The 14,381-nt window shown below is 72.1% G+C and carries 17 protein-coding genes; 14 read left to right on the top strand and 3 right to left on the bottom strand.

Annotation, left to right across the window (positions count from 1 at the left end):
- A partial coding sequence (locus ABZV78_RS23250) for an ABC transporter ATP-binding protein (protein WP_355641685.1) occupies positions 1–767 on the bottom strand: 767 nt, incomplete at its 3' end.
- 236 nt (positions 768–1,003) lie between these two features.
- On the opposite strand from ABZV78_RS23250, the gene ABZV78_RS23245 reads away from it, so the two are divergent.
- The 6 genes from ABZV78_RS23245 to ABZV78_RS23220 all read left to right on the top strand — a co-directional run bounded on the left by ABZV78_RS23245 (position 1,004) and on the right by ABZV78_RS23220 (position 8,487).
- On the top strand, positions 1,004–1,552 hold the full coding sequence (locus ABZV78_RS23245; RefSeq protein ID WP_355641689.1) for a Uma2 family endonuclease: 549 nt from the start codon (positions 1,004–1,006) through the stop codon (positions 1,550–1,552).
- A 33-nt stretch (positions 1,553–1,585) separates the two neighbouring features.
- The gene (locus ABZV78_RS23240; RefSeq protein ID WP_355641683.1) at positions 1,586–3,022 is read left to right on the top strand and encodes a TldD/PmbA family protein; all 1,437 of its coding nucleotides are present in this window, start codon (positions 1,586–1,588) and stop codon (positions 3,020–3,022) included.
- Positions 3,019–4,413, top strand: a complete 1,395-nt coding sequence (locus tag ABZV78_RS23235; RefSeq protein ID WP_355641681.1) for a metallopeptidase TldD-related protein — start codon at positions 3,019–3,021, stop codon at positions 4,411–4,413. The genes ABZV78_RS23240 and ABZV78_RS23235 overlap by 4 nt, the downstream gene beginning before the upstream one ends.
- Before the next feature lie 239 nt (positions 4,414–4,652).
- Positions 4,653–5,459 (top strand): hypothetical protein, encoded by an 807-nt coding sequence (locus ABZV78_RS23230; protein ID WP_355641679.1) that lies wholly within the window; start codon positions 4,653–4,655, stop codon positions 5,457–5,459.
- Positions 5,460–5,469: 10 nt separating this feature from the next.
- The gene (locus ABZV78_RS23225) at positions 5,470–7,380 is read left to right on the top strand and encodes a fumarate reductase/succinate dehydrogenase flavoprotein subunit (RefSeq protein WP_355641677.1); all 1,911 of its coding nucleotides are present in this window, start codon (positions 5,470–5,472) and stop codon (positions 7,378–7,380) included.
- 3 nt (positions 7,381–7,383) lie between these two features.
- Positions 7,384–8,487: a succinate dehydrogenase/fumarate reductase iron-sulfur subunit gene (locus ABZV78_RS23220; protein WP_355641675.1), complete on the top strand. Its 1,104-nt coding sequence runs from the start codon at positions 7,384–7,386 to the stop codon at positions 8,485–8,487.
- Positions 8,488–8,572: 85 nt separating this feature from the next.
- On the opposite strand, the gene ABZV78_RS23215 is transcribed toward ABZV78_RS23220, so the two are convergent.
- Positions 8,573–9,010, bottom strand: a complete 438-nt coding sequence (locus tag ABZV78_RS23215) for a (deoxy)nucleoside triphosphate pyrophosphohydrolase (protein WP_355641673.1) — start codon at positions 9,008–9,010, stop codon at positions 8,573–8,575.
- Between the two features lie 184 nt (positions 9,011–9,194).
- Here ABZV78_RS23215 and ABZV78_RS23210 point away from each other — a divergent pair, with 184 nt between their 5' ends.
- The 4 genes from ABZV78_RS23210 (at position 9,195) to ABZV78_RS23195 (ending at position 11,190) form a co-directional block, all read left to right on the top strand.
- Positions 9,195–9,503: a 4a-hydroxytetrahydrobiopterin dehydratase gene (locus ABZV78_RS23210; RefSeq protein ID WP_355641671.1), complete on the top strand. Its 309-nt coding sequence runs from the start codon at positions 9,195–9,197 to the stop codon at positions 9,501–9,503.
- Positions 9,504–9,631: 128 nt separating this feature from the next.
- A complete protein-coding gene (locus ABZV78_RS23205) occupies positions 9,632–9,964 on the top strand; it encodes a hypothetical protein (RefSeq protein ID WP_355641669.1) in 333 nt (110 codons plus the stop codon).
- 94 nt (positions 9,965–10,058) lie between these two features.
- Positions 10,059–10,421 (top strand): PH domain-containing protein, encoded by a 363-nt coding sequence (locus ABZV78_RS23200; RefSeq protein WP_355641667.1) that lies wholly within the window; start codon positions 10,059–10,061, stop codon positions 10,419–10,421.
- A gap of 1 nt (position 10,422) precedes the next feature.
- Entirely contained in the window at positions 10,423–11,190 is a 768-nt protein-coding gene (locus ABZV78_RS23195; RefSeq protein WP_355641665.1) for a methyltransferase domain-containing protein, read from the top strand.
- On the opposite strand, the gene ABZV78_RS23190 is transcribed toward ABZV78_RS23195, so the two are convergent.
- A complete protein-coding gene (locus ABZV78_RS23190) occupies positions 11,168–11,623 on the bottom strand; it encodes a hypothetical protein (protein ID WP_355641663.1) in 456 nt (151 codons plus the stop codon). The genes ABZV78_RS23195 and ABZV78_RS23190 overlap by 23 nt on opposite strands.
- Before the next feature lie 61 nt (positions 11,624–11,684).
- Here ABZV78_RS23190 and ABZV78_RS23185 point away from each other — a divergent pair, with 61 nt between their 5' ends.
- From ABZV78_RS23185 to ABZV78_RS23170, 4 genes are all read left to right on the top strand, one after another.
- A complete protein-coding gene (locus tag ABZV78_RS23185) occupies positions 11,685–12,401 on the top strand; it encodes an ElyC/SanA/YdcF family protein (protein ID WP_355641661.1) in 717 nt (238 codons plus the stop codon).
- A gap of 34 nt (positions 12,402–12,435) precedes the next feature.
- Positions 12,436–12,801, top strand: coding sequence for a hypothetical protein (locus ABZV78_RS23180; protein WP_355641659.1), 366 nt, complete (start codon positions 12,436–12,438; stop codon positions 12,799–12,801).
- A 61-nt stretch (positions 12,802–12,862) separates the two neighbouring features.
- The gene (locus ABZV78_RS23175) at positions 12,863–13,381 is read left to right on the top strand and encodes a GNAT family N-acetyltransferase (RefSeq protein WP_355641657.1); all 519 of its coding nucleotides are present in this window, start codon (positions 12,863–12,865) and stop codon (positions 13,379–13,381) included.
- Between the two features lie 239 nt (positions 13,382–13,620).
- Entirely contained in the window at positions 13,621–14,370 is a 750-nt protein-coding gene (locus tag ABZV78_RS23170) for a hypothetical protein (protein ID WP_355641655.1), read from the top strand.
- The last annotated feature ends 11 nt before the right edge of the window (positions 14,371–14,381 follow it).

Genomic DNA, 14,381 nt, shown 5'->3' with positions numbered 1-14,381 from the left:
CGGCCCCCGTACATGACCAGGACGTCGTCCGCCACCTGGCTGACCACGCCCAGGTCGTGGGTGATCAGGATGATCGCCGACCGGAACTCCTCCTGCAGGTCGCTGAGCAGGTCCAGGATCTGCGCCTGCACCGTCACGTCCAGGGCCGTGGTCGGCTCGTCGGCGATCAGCAGGTCCGGGTCGTTCACCAGCGCCATCGCGATCATCGCCCGCTGCCGCATGCCCCCGGAGAACTCGTGCGGGTACTGGTCGAACCGCTTCGCCGGCTGCGGGATGCCGACCCGGCCGAGCATGTCCACCGCCCGGGTCCGGGCCTCGCGCTTCCCGGCCCGCGGGTGGTGCACCCGGTACGCCTCGGCGATCTGCTTACCGACCGTGTAGTAGGGGTGCAGCGCCGACAGCGGATCCTGGAAGATCATCGCCATGTCCCGGCCCCGCAGGCGACGCACCTCCTCCTCCGGCAGCCCCACCAACTGACGACCACCCACCGAGATCTCCCCGGTGATGGTGGCCCGCTTGGCGTTGTGCAGGCCGAGGACGGCCAGTGACGTGACGCTCTTGCCCGACCCGGACTCGCCCACGATGCCCAGGGTCCGACCCCGCTCGACGGCGAAGGAGACGCCGTCGACGGCCTTCACCACGCCGTCCTCGGTGTCGAACCGCACCCGCAGGTCGCGGACCTGCAGATAGGGGCCCTCGCCGGAGCGCTGCTCCGGCACCTCGGGGCGGTCCGGCTCCCCGGACGGCACCGACTCCGACCTGCCCATGACCGCCTCCCTCAGTGACGAAGAGAACCTACAGCAAACTTCTGGAGGCGAAAATAAGCTACAAACGGCGGCCTGTCAGCGGCCTGAGCGTAACGACTGGGTTTCCGACCTGAACAGCCCTCACCTGGGACATTCATGGCTGCGACTGGGCGACGTCGCCGCGTCGCCGCACATGAGGTGCGACCATGGCGGAGGCAACCAGCGGAGGATTACCCCGACAGGAGGTGGAGGTGACCATGACCGCGGCGGTGTTCGGCCACGACGGCCCGTGGACCGAAGAGGAGTACCTCGCCCTCGGCGAGACGCAGCAACGCGTCGAACTCTTCGACGGGAGCCTTCACGTGACGCCAGCGCCCACCCCGCGGCACCAGCGCATCCAGCGAAACCTCGGCAACCTCCTCGAGGGCGCGGCACGGAGCGCCGGTCTGGAACTGCTGGAGACGGTCAACGTCCGACTCAAGCCCGGCCGGATCCCCATCCCTGACCTGGTCGTCACCCAGCCGATCGACTTCGACGAACCGATGATCGAGGCGCACGACGTTCGGCTGGTCTGCGAGATCATCTCGCCGAGTAACGCGGCCACCGACAAGGTGCTCAAGATGCACTACTACGCTGCTGCAGGCATCGAGTGGTATCTGCTGGTCGAACAAGAGAGCGGAACCCTGCACCTCTACCGCCGGCACGGCCGGCACTACAGCGAACACTCGGTGATCAAACCGGGTGACGCGCTGGAGCTGACCGAGCCCGTCCGGGCGACGATCCGGCCGGAGGATCTCGTCCCCTGACGGATGTCTGCCCGGTCGCCTAGGGTCGGGCGCATGACGGGATTCGACGCGGCGACCGCCGCCGTCCAGGCCGCCCTCGACGCGGGAGCCCGCTACGCGGACGCCCGGGTGATGCACCGCCGCTACGAGTCGATGTCGGCCCGCAACGGGGACATCGAGGAGCTGACCCAGGACGAGAGCATCGGGCTCGGTGTCCGCGCGCTGGTCGGGTCGAGTTGGGGCTTCCACGCCGTACCCGAGCTGTCGGACGCCGCGGCCCGCGATGCCGGCCGGCGCGCCGCGGCGATCGCCACCGCGAGCGCGCGGGTCCCCGGCCCGCCGATCGACCTGGTCCCGGTCGAGGCGACGGTGGCGAGCTGGGCCTCGGCCTGTGACGTCGACCCGCTCGGCGTGCCGCTCTCCGACAAGGGCGACCTGCTGGTCGGCGCCACCGCGACGATGCGGAAGCACGGGGCCGACCTGGCCGAGGGCCTCTACCAGATCTGGGACACCACCAAGTGGTTCGTCTCCAGCGAGGGGCACCGCGTCGACCAGCGCATCCGGGAGTGCGGCGGCGGCATCTCGGCCACCTCGATCGGCGACGGGGAGACCCAGCGCCGCTCCTACCCGAGCTACCGCGGCCAGTACGGCACCACCGGCTGGGAGCTGGTCACCTCGCTCGACCTGGCCGCGCACGCCGCCCGGATCGCCGAGGAGTCCCGGGAACTGCTCACCGCCCCCGAGTGCCCGTCCGGCGAGACCGACCTGATCCTGGGCGGCGAGCAGCTCGCCCTCCAGATCCACGAGTCGGTCGGCCACGCCATCGAGCTGGACCGGATCCTCGGCTGGGAGGCCGCCTTCGCCGGCACGTCCTGGCTGGACCTGACCCGGCTCGGCACGCTGCGCTACGGCTCCGAGCTGATGAACGTCACCATCGACCCGACCATCCCCGGCGCGCTGGGCAGCTTCGGCTTCGACGACGAGGGCTCCCCGGCGGTCAAGCGGGACGCGGTCCGCGAGGGGCGCTGGGTGGGGGTGCTCGCCGGCCGGGACTCGGCCGCCGTCGCCGGCCTGGACTACGGCGGCAGCGTACGGGCGGACGGCTGGGCCCGGCTGCCGATGGTGCGGATGACCAATGTGGGCCTGGAACCGGGCCCGCACACGCTCGACGAGATCATCGCGGCCACGGACGACGGGGTGCTGATGGACGTCAACCGCTCGTGGTCGATCGACGACAAGCGGCTCAACTTCCAGTTCGGCTGCGAGGTCGGCTGGGAGGTGAAGAAGGGTCGCCGGGGGCGTCTGCTGCGCAACCCCACCTACACCGGGATCGGGCCGGTCTTCTGGCGCTCGATGGACATGCTCTCCTCGGAGGTCGTGCCGTGGGGCACGCCCAACTGCGGCAAGGGGCAGCCCGGCCAGACCGGGCACACCGGCCATCCGGCCGCCCCGGCCCGCTTCCGCAACGTCCGGGTGGGGGTGCGGGCATGACCGAGCTGGACCTCGCCGGCCGGGTGGTGGAGCTGGTCCGGCGGCTGGCCGGGCCGGACGCCCAGGCCGAGGTGGTGGTGACCCGGGCCGACCTGGCGCTGACCCGGTTCGCCAACTCGTTCATCCACCAGAACGTCGCCGAGTCGGCCACCGCGGTCCGGCTCCGGCTGCACGCCGACGGGCGGACGGCCGCCGGCAGCGGCAGCCTGGTCGACCCCGACGGGCTGACCGCGCTGGTCGAGCGGACGCTTGCCGCGGCCCGGCTCTGCCCGCCCGACCCGGCCTGGCCGGGGCTCGCCCCGCCGGCGCCGGTCCCGTCCGGCGCGGCCGTCGACGAGGCCACCGCGGCCGCCTCGCCCGACGAGCGGGCCGCCCGGGTACGCGCCTTCGTGGACGCGGTCGAGGGGCTGGAGGCCGCCGGCTACTGCCGGACGTCGTACCGGTCCGGGGCGTTCGCCAACTCGGCCGGGCACTCGGCGGTGGGGCGGGCGGCCGAGGCGGCCATGGACGGCATCGCCCGGACGGGCGGCGCCGACGGGGTGGCCCGGCACTGCGCCGATCGTCTCGCCGACCTCGACGGCGGGGCCCTGGGCGCCCGGGCGGCGGCGAAGGCGCGGGCCGCGGCCGACCCGGTCGAGCTGCCCCCGGGGCGCTACGAGGTGGTCCTCGAACCCGCCGCCGTGGCCGACCTCCTGCAGAACCTGGCCTGGTACGGCTTCAACGGCAAGCGGTACGCCGAGCGGCAGTCCTTCGCCGAGCCGGGCACGGCGCAGTTCGATCCGGCGGTGACCCTGGTGGACGACCCGCTGCACGCCTCCGCGCTGCCGTACGACCTGGAGGGCACACCCCGGCGGGCGCTGCCGCTGGTCGAGGCGGGTACCACCCGGGCGGTGGCGCACGACCGGCGCAGCGGCGCCGAGGTCGGCGCCGGCTCCACCGGGCACGGCATGGTCGGCGCGTCGACCTTCGGCCCGCTCCCGCGCAACCTCCGCCTGGTGCCGGCCGACGGCCCGACCGAGGTGGCCGCCGGACCGCTCAGCGCCGGGGTGACCGGCGCGGTGGCCGACCCGGACACCGCCGCGCTGGTCGCCGGGATGGCACGGGGGCTGCTGGTCAGCGACTTCTGGTACACGCGGGTGCTCGACCCGAAGCAACTGGTCGTCACCGGGCTGACCCGCAACGGCGTGTGGCTGGTGGAGGACGGGGTGCCCACCCGGGCGGTGCGCGACTTCCGGTTCACCGAGTCCTACCCGCGGGCGTTGGGCCCGGGGCGGGTGCGCGGCCTCGGCCGGGCGCCGGTCCGCCAGCCGGACCGGGTGGACGGCTTCTGGTGGGAGGCCCCGGCGCTGCGGCTGGCGTCCTGGAACTTCACCGGGGGCGCCTCCGGCTGACGGCGCAAGATATTGATCTTGGTTCGGGTCTTTCCAAGCTCGGGGACACACGGGACACTGCGTTGCGCGGCCGGGCCGCGAAGATCGGCGTAACGTGTGTCACTTAGCTGCGCCGGTTCGCCGGTGCGGTCTCATGCGTGCGCAAGACGTGGCAGTGGACGCGGTCTCGCCGGTCCGCTGACCGGTATGGAAGGTGTGATCCGCCGCCCCGCGAGGGCGCCGTCAGGGAGACGACTCGAATGACATCAACGGCAACGAGGCCGCGAGGGGCGCGGGCGCGCGCCGCGATTGCGGCCAAGACGTTGCGAACGGACCGCTGGTGGTTCGCGCCACTGATCACCGTCGTCGGGCTCAGCGCCTGGGTCATCTACGCGACGGTCCGGGTCTTCATGCACGACTTCTACTGGGTGGACGCCTACCACTACCTGACGCCGTTCTACTCCCCCTGCGTCACCGACCGGTGCGTCGAGGGCTCCTCGCACTTCGGCAGCTTCCTGCCGGGCTGGTGGATCATCCCGGACGCGGCGCTGACCCTGCCGTTCCTGCTGCTGTTCCGGCTCACCTGCTACTACTACCGCAAGGCCTACTACCGGTCGTTCTGGCTGTCGCCGCCGGCCTGTGCCGTGCCCGACGGGCACCAGGCGTACGGCGGGGAGACCCGATTCCCGCTGCTCGGCCAGAACCTGCACCGCTACTTCTTCTACGCCGCCGCGATCATCTCGCTGATCAACACCTACGACGCGATCTACGCGTTCCACTCGCCCAAGGGGTTCGGCTTCGGCCTGGGGAACATCGTCCTGCTGGTCAACGTGGTGATGCTCTGGGCCTACACCATCTCCTGCCACTCCTGCCGGCACATCATCGGCGGGCGGCTCAAGCACTTCTCCAAGCACCCGCTGCGCTACCGGGCCTGGACCGGCGTGTCCTGGCTGAACGTCCGGCACATGCAGCTCGCCTGGATCACCCTCGGCACCCTGGCGCTGACCGACTTCTACGTCATGGCGGTGGCGGCCGGCTGGTTCAACGACCTGCGGTTCATCAACTGAGAGCCTGGACATGACTGAGACGCGAATCGAACGACACCACTACGACGTCGTCGTGATCGGGGCCGGCGGCGCCGGCCTGCGCGCGGCGATCGAGGCCCGGCTGGCCGGCAAGAAGACCGCGATCATCTCGAAGTCGCTCTTCGGCAAGGCGCACACGGTGATGGCCGAGGGCGGCGCGGCGGCCGCCATGGGCAATGTGAACTCCCGGGACAACTGGCAGGTCCACTTCCGGGACACCATGCGGGGCGGCAAGTTCCTCAACAACTTCCGGATGGCCGAGCTGCACGCGAAGGAGTCGCCGCAGCGGATCTGGGAGCTGGAGACGTACGGGGCGCTCTTCGACCGGACCAAGGACGGGAAGATCTCCCAGCGCAACTTCGGCGGCCACGAGTACCCGCGGCTGGCGCACGTCGGCGACCGGACCGGCCTGGAGCTGATCCGCACCCTGCAGCAGAAGATCGTCTCGCTCCAGCAGGAGGACAAGCGGGAGCTCGGCGACTACGAGGCCCGGATCAGGGTCTTCTCCGAGACCACCATCACTGAGCTGCTGCTCGACAACGACCGGGTGGCCGGCGCCTTCGGCTACTACCGCGAGTCCGGCGAGTTCATCCTCTTCGAGGCCCCGGCCGTGGTCCTCGCGACCGGCGGCGTCGGTCGCTCCTACAAGGTCACCTCGAACTCCTGGGAGTACACGGGGGACGGTCACGCGCTCGCGCTGCGCTCCGGGGCGACGCTGATCAACATGGAGTTCCTCCAGTTCCACCCGACCGGCATGGTCTGGCCGCCCTCGGTGAAGGGCATCCTGGTCACCGAGTCGGTCCGCGGCGACGGCGGCGTGCTCAAGAACTCCGAGGGCAAGCGGTTCATGTTCGACTACGTCCCGGACGTGTTCCGCAAGCAGTACGCGGACAACGAGGCCGAGGCGGACCGCTGGTACAAGGACCCGGACAACAACCGGCGCCCGCCGGAGCTGCTGCCCCGCGACGAGGTCGCCCGCGCCATCAACAGCGAGGTCAAGGCCGGTCGCGGCACCCCGGCCGGCGGCGTCTTCCTGGACATCGCCTCCCGGCTGCCGGCCGAGGAGATCCGCCGCCGGCTGCCCTCGATGTACCACCAGTTCAAGGAGCTGGCCGACGTCGACATCACCAAGGAGCCGATGGAGGTCGGCCCGACCTGCCACTACGTGATGGGCGGCGTCGAGGTGGACCCGGACTCCGGCGCGGCGTACGGCACGGTGCGCGGGCTCTTCGCCGCCGGTGAGGTCTCCGGCGGCATGCACGGCTCCAACCGGCTCGGCGGCAACTCGCTGTCCGACCTGCTGGTCTTCGGCAAGCGGGCGGGCGGCCACGCCGCCTCGTACGCCGACCAGCTCACCGCGCGCCCGGCGGTGTCGGTGGCGGCCGTGGAGGCCGCCGTGGAGACGGCACTGGCCCCGCTCCAGCGGGACACCGGCGAGAGCCCGTACACCCTCCAGCAGGACCTCCAGGCGGTGATGGGCGACCTCGTCGGCATCATCCGGCGCGAGGGCGAGCTGGTCGACGCGCTGGCCCGGCTGGCCGAGCTGCGCGAGCGGGTGGCCAAGGTGAGCGCGGCCGGCGGCCGGCGCTACAACCCGGGCTGGCACCTGGCCCTCGACCTGCGCAACATGCTGGTGGTCTCGGAGTGCACGGCGAAGGCCGCGCTGGAGCGGCAGGAGTCGCGCGGCGGGCACACCCGGGAGGACCACCCGGGCATGGACCCGAAGTGGCGGCGGGTGAACCTGGTCTGCTCGCTGGACGGTGACACTGTCCGGCTGACGCACAAGCCGCTGCCGAAGATGCGCCCGGAGCTGATCTCGCTGTTCGACCGGGCCGAGCTGGCCAAGTACCTGACCGACGAGGAACTCGCCGAGTTCGACGCCCTCACCGAGCGGGAGCGCTGAGGAATGGGAACTGACAAGACGCAGGCGACCGGCAAGCCCGGCACGAAGCGGCCCTTCCGCATCTGGCGGGGCGACGAGAACGGCGGCGAGCTGCGCGACTACACGGTCGAGGTGAACGAGGGCGAGGTCGTCCTCGACGTGATCCACCGCCTCCAGGCCACCGACGCGCCGGACCTGGCGTGCCGGTGGAACTGCAAGGCCGGCAAGTGCGGCTCCTGCTCCATGGAGATCAACGGCAAGCCCCGGCTGAGCTGCATGACCCGGATGTCGACGTTCGAGGAGGGGGAGACCGTCACGGTCACCCCGCTGCGCACCTTCCCGGTCATCCGGGACCTGGTCACCGACGTCTCGTTCAACTACGAGAAGGCGCGGGAGACCCCGGCGTTCGCGCCGCCGGCCGACGTGGCACCGGGCGACTACCGGATGCAGCAGGTGGACGTCGAGCGCTCGCAGGAGTTCCGCAAGTGCATCGAGTGCTTCCTCTGCCAGAACGTCTGCCACGTCATCCGCGACCACGAGGAGAACAAGCAGGCGTTCTCGGGTCCCCGGTTCTTCATCCGGGCCGCCGAGCTGGACATGCACCCGCTCGACGCGAAGACCGACCGCAAGGACTACGCGCAGTCCGAGATGGGACTCGGCTTCTGCAACATCACCAAGTGCTGCACCGAGGTCTGCCCCGAGCACATCAAGATCACCGACAACGGGATCATCCCCATGAAGGAGCGCGTCGTCGACCGCAGGTACGATCCCCTTGTGTGGCTTGGTAGCAAGATCTTCCGGAGGGGTCAGGTGCCTCAGACCAGCGTGACCAGCGGGCATTCGAGCGGCGCCGTGACCGCCCCCGCCGCCCACGGCGGGGTGCACTCGCACGCCGGCGGCTCGCACGACACGGCGGCCGAGCGGCAGGCGCAGCAGGGCGTCAACTGGCACCGCGAGGTGCCGCACCCGACCGCTCCCGCCGTCGACGTCAACGGCAAGCTGCCGCTGACCGAACTGACCTTCGACCGGGCCGCCGCGCCGTCGCCGTTCGGTGACGACGTGACCTTCCCGCTGCCGCCGGAGCACCTGAACTTCGCCCACCCGCAGCAGGACGAGCCGAAGCACTGAGCAGCACACCGACAACGACGACGGGGGCCGCGGCACATGCCGCCGGCCCCCGTCCCGTTTCCGCCCCCGCGTCCGCTTCCGGCGTTCAGGCGCCGGCGAGCAGCGGGCGCAGGGCGGCGACGATCGGCACGTCGGCCGGCAGCCAGGGGACGGTGTCGAGTTCGGCGGCGGAGAGCCAGCGCAGCTCGGAGTGCTCCAGGGCCTTCGGTTCGTCACCATGGAGGAGGCGGGCCACGTACACCCGGAGGACGGAACGGCCGTGGGCCATCCGCACGTCGCGGCCGAGCCGCGCGCCGATCTCCACCCGGACGCCGAGTTCCTCGGCGCACTCGCGGACCAGCGCGTCCGTCTCGGTCTCCCCCGGCTCCACCTTGCCGCCGGGGAACTCCCAGCGGCCGGCCACCTCCGGTGGCGCGGAGCGCTCGCAGGCCAGGACCCTGCCGTCCCCGATGATCGCCGCGCCGACGACCACCCTGGGCTCCCGCCGGTCCTGCCCGTTCCCGCTAACCCGTTCGGTCTGCACGGGCGTCCAGCGTGCCAGATCAATCGGCGGTTTGGGTAGCTGAGTCGACCGTCAGGTCAGCAGAACACGGAAGTGTGGGCGTGGACACACCATCTGTGCGACGACAGACTAGAGGGCGTCGACTGGGACACGGGATGGCGACGATTTGGCCACAAGCCGGCAACGACGCCTGGGAGGTGCGGTGATGCGCGTGCTGTTCAACGGCCGGGCGAAGCACGACTACCTCAGCGACGCGCTCGCCCTGCTGTCCGGATGGACCCGGGAGGGCGAACAGATCCGCCGCACGCTCGTCCTCGACGACACCCAGCACGCCGCGCTCACCGAGCGGGTCGCGGTGGTCGCCGACGCGCTGCGCCTGCGCCCGGAGATCAGCCGCCGGGCCGACCGCACCCAGATCAGGGTGGGCCACGGCGACGGCGAGCCGCTCACCGAGGGTGAAGTGCTGCTGGCCGCACGCATCGAGGACGCGGTCCGCGCGGTCACCGCCTCCTGAGGCTCCTGGAAGGTCCCTGAAAGTTTCTGGTTAGCAACTAAATCCCCCTGGGTAGGACTTCCGGCACAGGGAACCGCAAGGCTCCCGAATGCGACGGAATGTGCGATAACCCCTTTAGGAGCTGACCAATGACTACGCCCACCGCGGCCACGAACCGAGCCACCGACCACGTGCACACCGACCACGTCGACCGCGACGTCCGGCACCTGCACCGGCACGGCGAGGAGACCAAGCCGGCGTGGAAGACCACCGAGCTGGCGGTCTACCTGCTCTCCGTGATCGGCGTCCTGATCGCCTCGAACGCCGTCGGTGACGGCGCCGCGAACAACGGCGGCGACTACTTCGCCGCCGACAAGGCCTGGTGGTACATCACGCTGTTGACCGTCGGTTACCTGATCAGCCGTGGCCTGGCCAAGGCCGGCAGCCGCAGCCGCGACCACGACCCGCGCGTCGACCACTGACGCTCGTCTCCGGCAGCCCCGTCCGCTTCGGACGGGGCTGCCGTCGTTCACCCGGGCCCCGGCCGGCTGGCGCGCCCCGCCTACCGTCGGGGACATGGCCGATCCGACGTACGACCGCAAGGAACAGTTCCAGCAGATCCAGAGCGGGCTCCTACCCGGTGAGCAGATCATCGCCGTCTACGACGCGATCGGCGCGGGCACCGGGTTCATCGGCCTGACCGACCGCCGGGTCGTCATCCAGGACCGCTCCTTCGTCGGGAAGCGGTACGCCATCACCAGCATCCCGTATGCGAAGATCACCAGCGTGAGCGTGGTGAGCAACAAGTCGTGGGGCGGCTCGTTCTTCTCCACCGGGGCGATCGCCGTCCACGTCGGCACGCACACCTACGAGGTGGAGTTCCGGGGCGCGCAGAAGGCCCACCACGTGCACAACGTCATCCTCCACCACATCTCCTGACGTGCCGGTCGACCTGCCGGCGGCGCTCTACGACGCGGACAACGCGTGGGGGCGCGACGACGACTTCTTCCTCCGCTTCGTCGGGGCGGCGCCGACCCGGGTCCTTGATCTCGGCTGCGGCACCGGGCGGCTCACCCTGGCCCTGGCCGCCGCCGGTCACCGCGTCACCGGCGTCGACCCGGAGCCGGGGTCGCTCGCCGCGGCCCGGGCCAGGCCGGGCGGCGACCGGGTCACCTGGATCTCGGGCACCGCCGCCGACCTGCCCGACGCGGCGTACGACGTGGCCGTGCTGACCAGCCACGTGGCGCAGGAGATCCGGGACGACGGGGCGTGGGCCGCCACCCTCCGCCACCTGCGCCGTGCCCTGGTCGACGGGGGCCGGTTGGCCTTCGACTCGCGCGACCCGGCGGCGCGGCGCTGGGAGCGCTGGAACCCCACCGACTCCCGCCGCCGGCTCACCCTGCCCGACGGCACGACCGTGGACGCCTGGACCGAACTGACCGCGGTGCGCGACGGCCTGGTCAGCTTCCTGCACCACTACGTGCTGCCCGACGGCGCGGAGGTGCGCAGCCCCGGCACGTTGCGCTTCCGCACCGAGGCGGAACTGCGGGCCTCCGTCGCCGCGGCCGGCTTCACCGTCGAACGGTTGCTCGGCGGCTGGGCCGGTGAGCCGGCCGGCGCGGGCGACGACGGAGAGTTGATCGTCCTCGCCCACGCGGCGCGGGGATCCCGGGCGGGGGCGGCGGTCAGCGCCGGTACGCCAGCTTGAAGTCGAGCGCCCAGTCCTTGCCGTCGGCGGACCGCTCCCAGCGGGCGTCGATCGCGGCACCGTCCTCGCGCAGCGTCCCGATGAACCGCTGGTGGAAGCCGGGCGCCTCCCGCCACATCCGCCAGACGCCGTCGGCGAACGTCATCCGGTAGACGCGGTGCACACCGCGGGCGTCGGCGTAGAGCACGCTGAACTCCTCCCCCGCGTCGTCGAGGCCGATGAGCTGGGTCGTGGGGAGGGGGTTGTTCTCCCGCCAGGCCCGCGGCGCCGTCTCCGGCACCGGATCCGCGTCGGTGAACTCGCGGAGGAACCGGCCCTCCTCCACCCACGCGAACTCCGTCCAGCCGGCGCCGAGACCCTCGACCTCCGGCTGCACGGTCCACCGTCCGACGAGCACGTCGAGCCGCGCGAGCGCGGGATGCCGCTTCCCCATGGTCGCTCTCCTCCTGCCGCTGGGACTCCGGTGCTCGCCGCCACCTGACAGAATCGCCCGCATGCGGGGGCTGTTCGCGAGGTTCAGGGGATGGCGCACCAGCCGCACACCGACCGTACGCCGGATCCGCCGTGCCCTGGTGGTGGTCGTCGCCGGCGCGGCGCTGCTGGCCGCCGGCACCGCGGCCTGCGTGGTGTGGGTCCGTGGCGGCGCCGAGGGGCACGTGTTCGCGGAGGCCGACGTGCCGGAGGCCCCGGTCGCCCTGGTCCTGGGCACCAAGGTGGAGGCCGACGGCACCCCGTCGCCGTTCCTCGCCGCCCGGCTGGAGATCGCGCAGCGGCTCTACGCCGCCGGCAAGGTCCGGGTCATCCTGGTCTCCGGCGACCACATGAATTTCGACTACGACGAGCCCGACGCCATGCGGCGCTGGCTGGTCGACCGGGGCGTGCCGGCGGAGAAGGTGGTGCTGGACCACGCCGGCTTCGACACCTACGACTCCTGCGCGCGGGCCCGGCGCGTCTTCGGCGTGGAGCGGGCGACCGTGGTGACCCAGTCCTTCCACCTGCCCCGCGCCGTGGCGGTCTGCCGGCACCTCGGCGTGGCGGCCAACGGCGTCGGCGACGACACCGCCCGCCGGTACACCCAGGGCTGGCGGATCAGCGCCACCCGGGAGTACGGCGCCTGCGTGAAGGCGGCGGTGGACGTGTTCTCCGGTCGCGATCCCGTCCACCTGGGACGCCGGGAGACCGGGGTGGACGACGCCCTGCGCGCCGGGTGACATGCCGCCGGCCGGTCGGCGATAGGGTCGCGGCGTGGTGAAGCTGGCCGAGGAGACCCTGGCGGCGGTCGGTCGGATGACCGTCGCGGCGACCGAACTGGAGCACGTGCTGTCCCGGATCGGCGCGGGTCAGGCGGACGCCGACGCGATCTTCGCGCGGGCCGGGGCGCCGCTGCTCGCCGCCCGCGAGGCGGCCCGGTCCGCCCCGCCGGCGATCCGCGACGAGTACGCCAACCTGGTCGAGGGCGCGGCCACCCAGCTGGCCGTGGGCCAGGCCGCGCTGCGGGCCGTGTGGCGCGGCGGCCGGACCGACCCGGCGCAGTTCGACGAGATCACCGCGCGGCTGCTGCGCTGCCGCGACGCCCTGCACGACCGGATCGTCGCGCCGCAGGAGGGCTGAGCGGGCCGGGTGGGACCGCGCCGAGGCTCCACGGTGGTCGGCCACGGGCTATCGTCGCGGGATGCCCGAGCTGATCGCGCCGACCGTCCGGCTGCACGGCGCCTGGCTGGCGGCGCACCGCGAGTGGGGTCCCGGCCGGCACGAGGACGGTTTCGGGCTGCGCCCCTCCGACGAGGTGGTCTCCCCCGCCGGCTTCGCCGCCTGGGTGGCGTTGTTGACCGACGAGCCGGACCGGACGCCGGATCCGGGCCGGGTGCGGTGCACGTACCGGTGGATCGTCGAGGGTGACCGGGTGCTCGGCGGGATCGCGCTGCGGCACGAACTCGACGACTTCCTGCTGCGCGTCGGCGGCCACATCGGCTACGGCATCCGGCCGTCCGCGCGGCGGCGAGGGCTGGCGACCTGGGCGCTGGGCCGGATGCTCGACGAGGCGCGCGGGCTCGGGCTGGACCGGGTGCTGGTCACCTGCGCGGACGGGAACGTCGCCTCGGCGAGGACCATCGAGCGCCAGGGTGGCGTCCTCGAGGACGTCCGGGACACCGAACTGGGTCGGGCACGGCGTTACTGGATCACGCTCTAGCGGCTGCGCGGCCGCCGTCCTGGTACATTCGCGCTTCGCCTCGATCGAAAGAGGAACTGCGCATGACCGGCACGGGGGCCGAATCGGGCGCGGGACCGGCGATGGACCCGGTGCCGGGCACCGGACCAGCCGATCCTTCCGCGCACCACCCACTCGGACAGCCGACGCCGGGCTACCGACCGACGCCGTACCCGCCGTATGCGCCGCCGACGGTGGCGCCGTTCGGATCGCAGCCGCCGGTGGGCTGGGCACCGCCGTCCGGCCCGCGCAACCGCACCTTCGTCGTCGCAACGGTGATCGTGGGCGTGGTGCTGCTGGTCGGTTGCCTGGGCCTGACCGGCGGGGTGCTCCTGCTGCGCTCCGCGACGAACACCGCGTCCGGACCGGCGCGCGAGGCGCCCCTGGCGCCCACCACCGACCGCGGCCCGGCCGCCACGGCCGAGCCGGACACCAGCGAGGAGCCGGCGCCGCAAGGGCCGCAGGCCAGCGCATACCCGGCGGAGGAGATCTCCGACCTGAACCGGGTGTGCGACGACGACATCTACTACCCGCAGTCGCCGAAGCGCGCCGGCAAGGCGCCGCACCCGCTGGTGCTGCTCATCGACGACGGCTCGGGCCTGCGCTACCAGAACGGCACCTACTACTTCTCCGAGGGCCTGTCGAAGAAGGTGGAGCAGGCCTGGGCGCCGGAGGAGCCCACCAAGGTGCAGATGGTCGCCTGCCTGGACCGGGTCAGCACCGGCGCGACGATCCGCCGCTGCCGGTACGACGACCCGAAGCCGCTGACGCTGACGCTGCTGCGGGCGGGCTGGCGCCTCCGGGTCTACGAGGTGTCGACCGGCCGCAAGCTGCTCGACAAGGCCATGACCGGCGACGACCAGGCATGCCCGTACGTCGTGCTGGCGGGCCCGGACAAGAAGATCTACGCCAGGGTGAGCGACCGGGCGGCCGTCGTCGCGCTCCGCAAATTCGTCAACGGATCGGCCTGAACCGGCCGCTG

Origin of the sequence: Micromonospora sp. NPDC004540 (assembly GCF_040610095.1) — a bacterium.
Taxonomy (GTDB): domain Bacteria; phylum Actinomycetota; class Actinomycetes; order Mycobacteriales; family Micromonosporaceae; genus Micromonospora.
The sequence above is the reverse complement of the archived record's forward strand: the minus strand, read 5'-3'. Positions and strand labels throughout refer to the sequence as shown.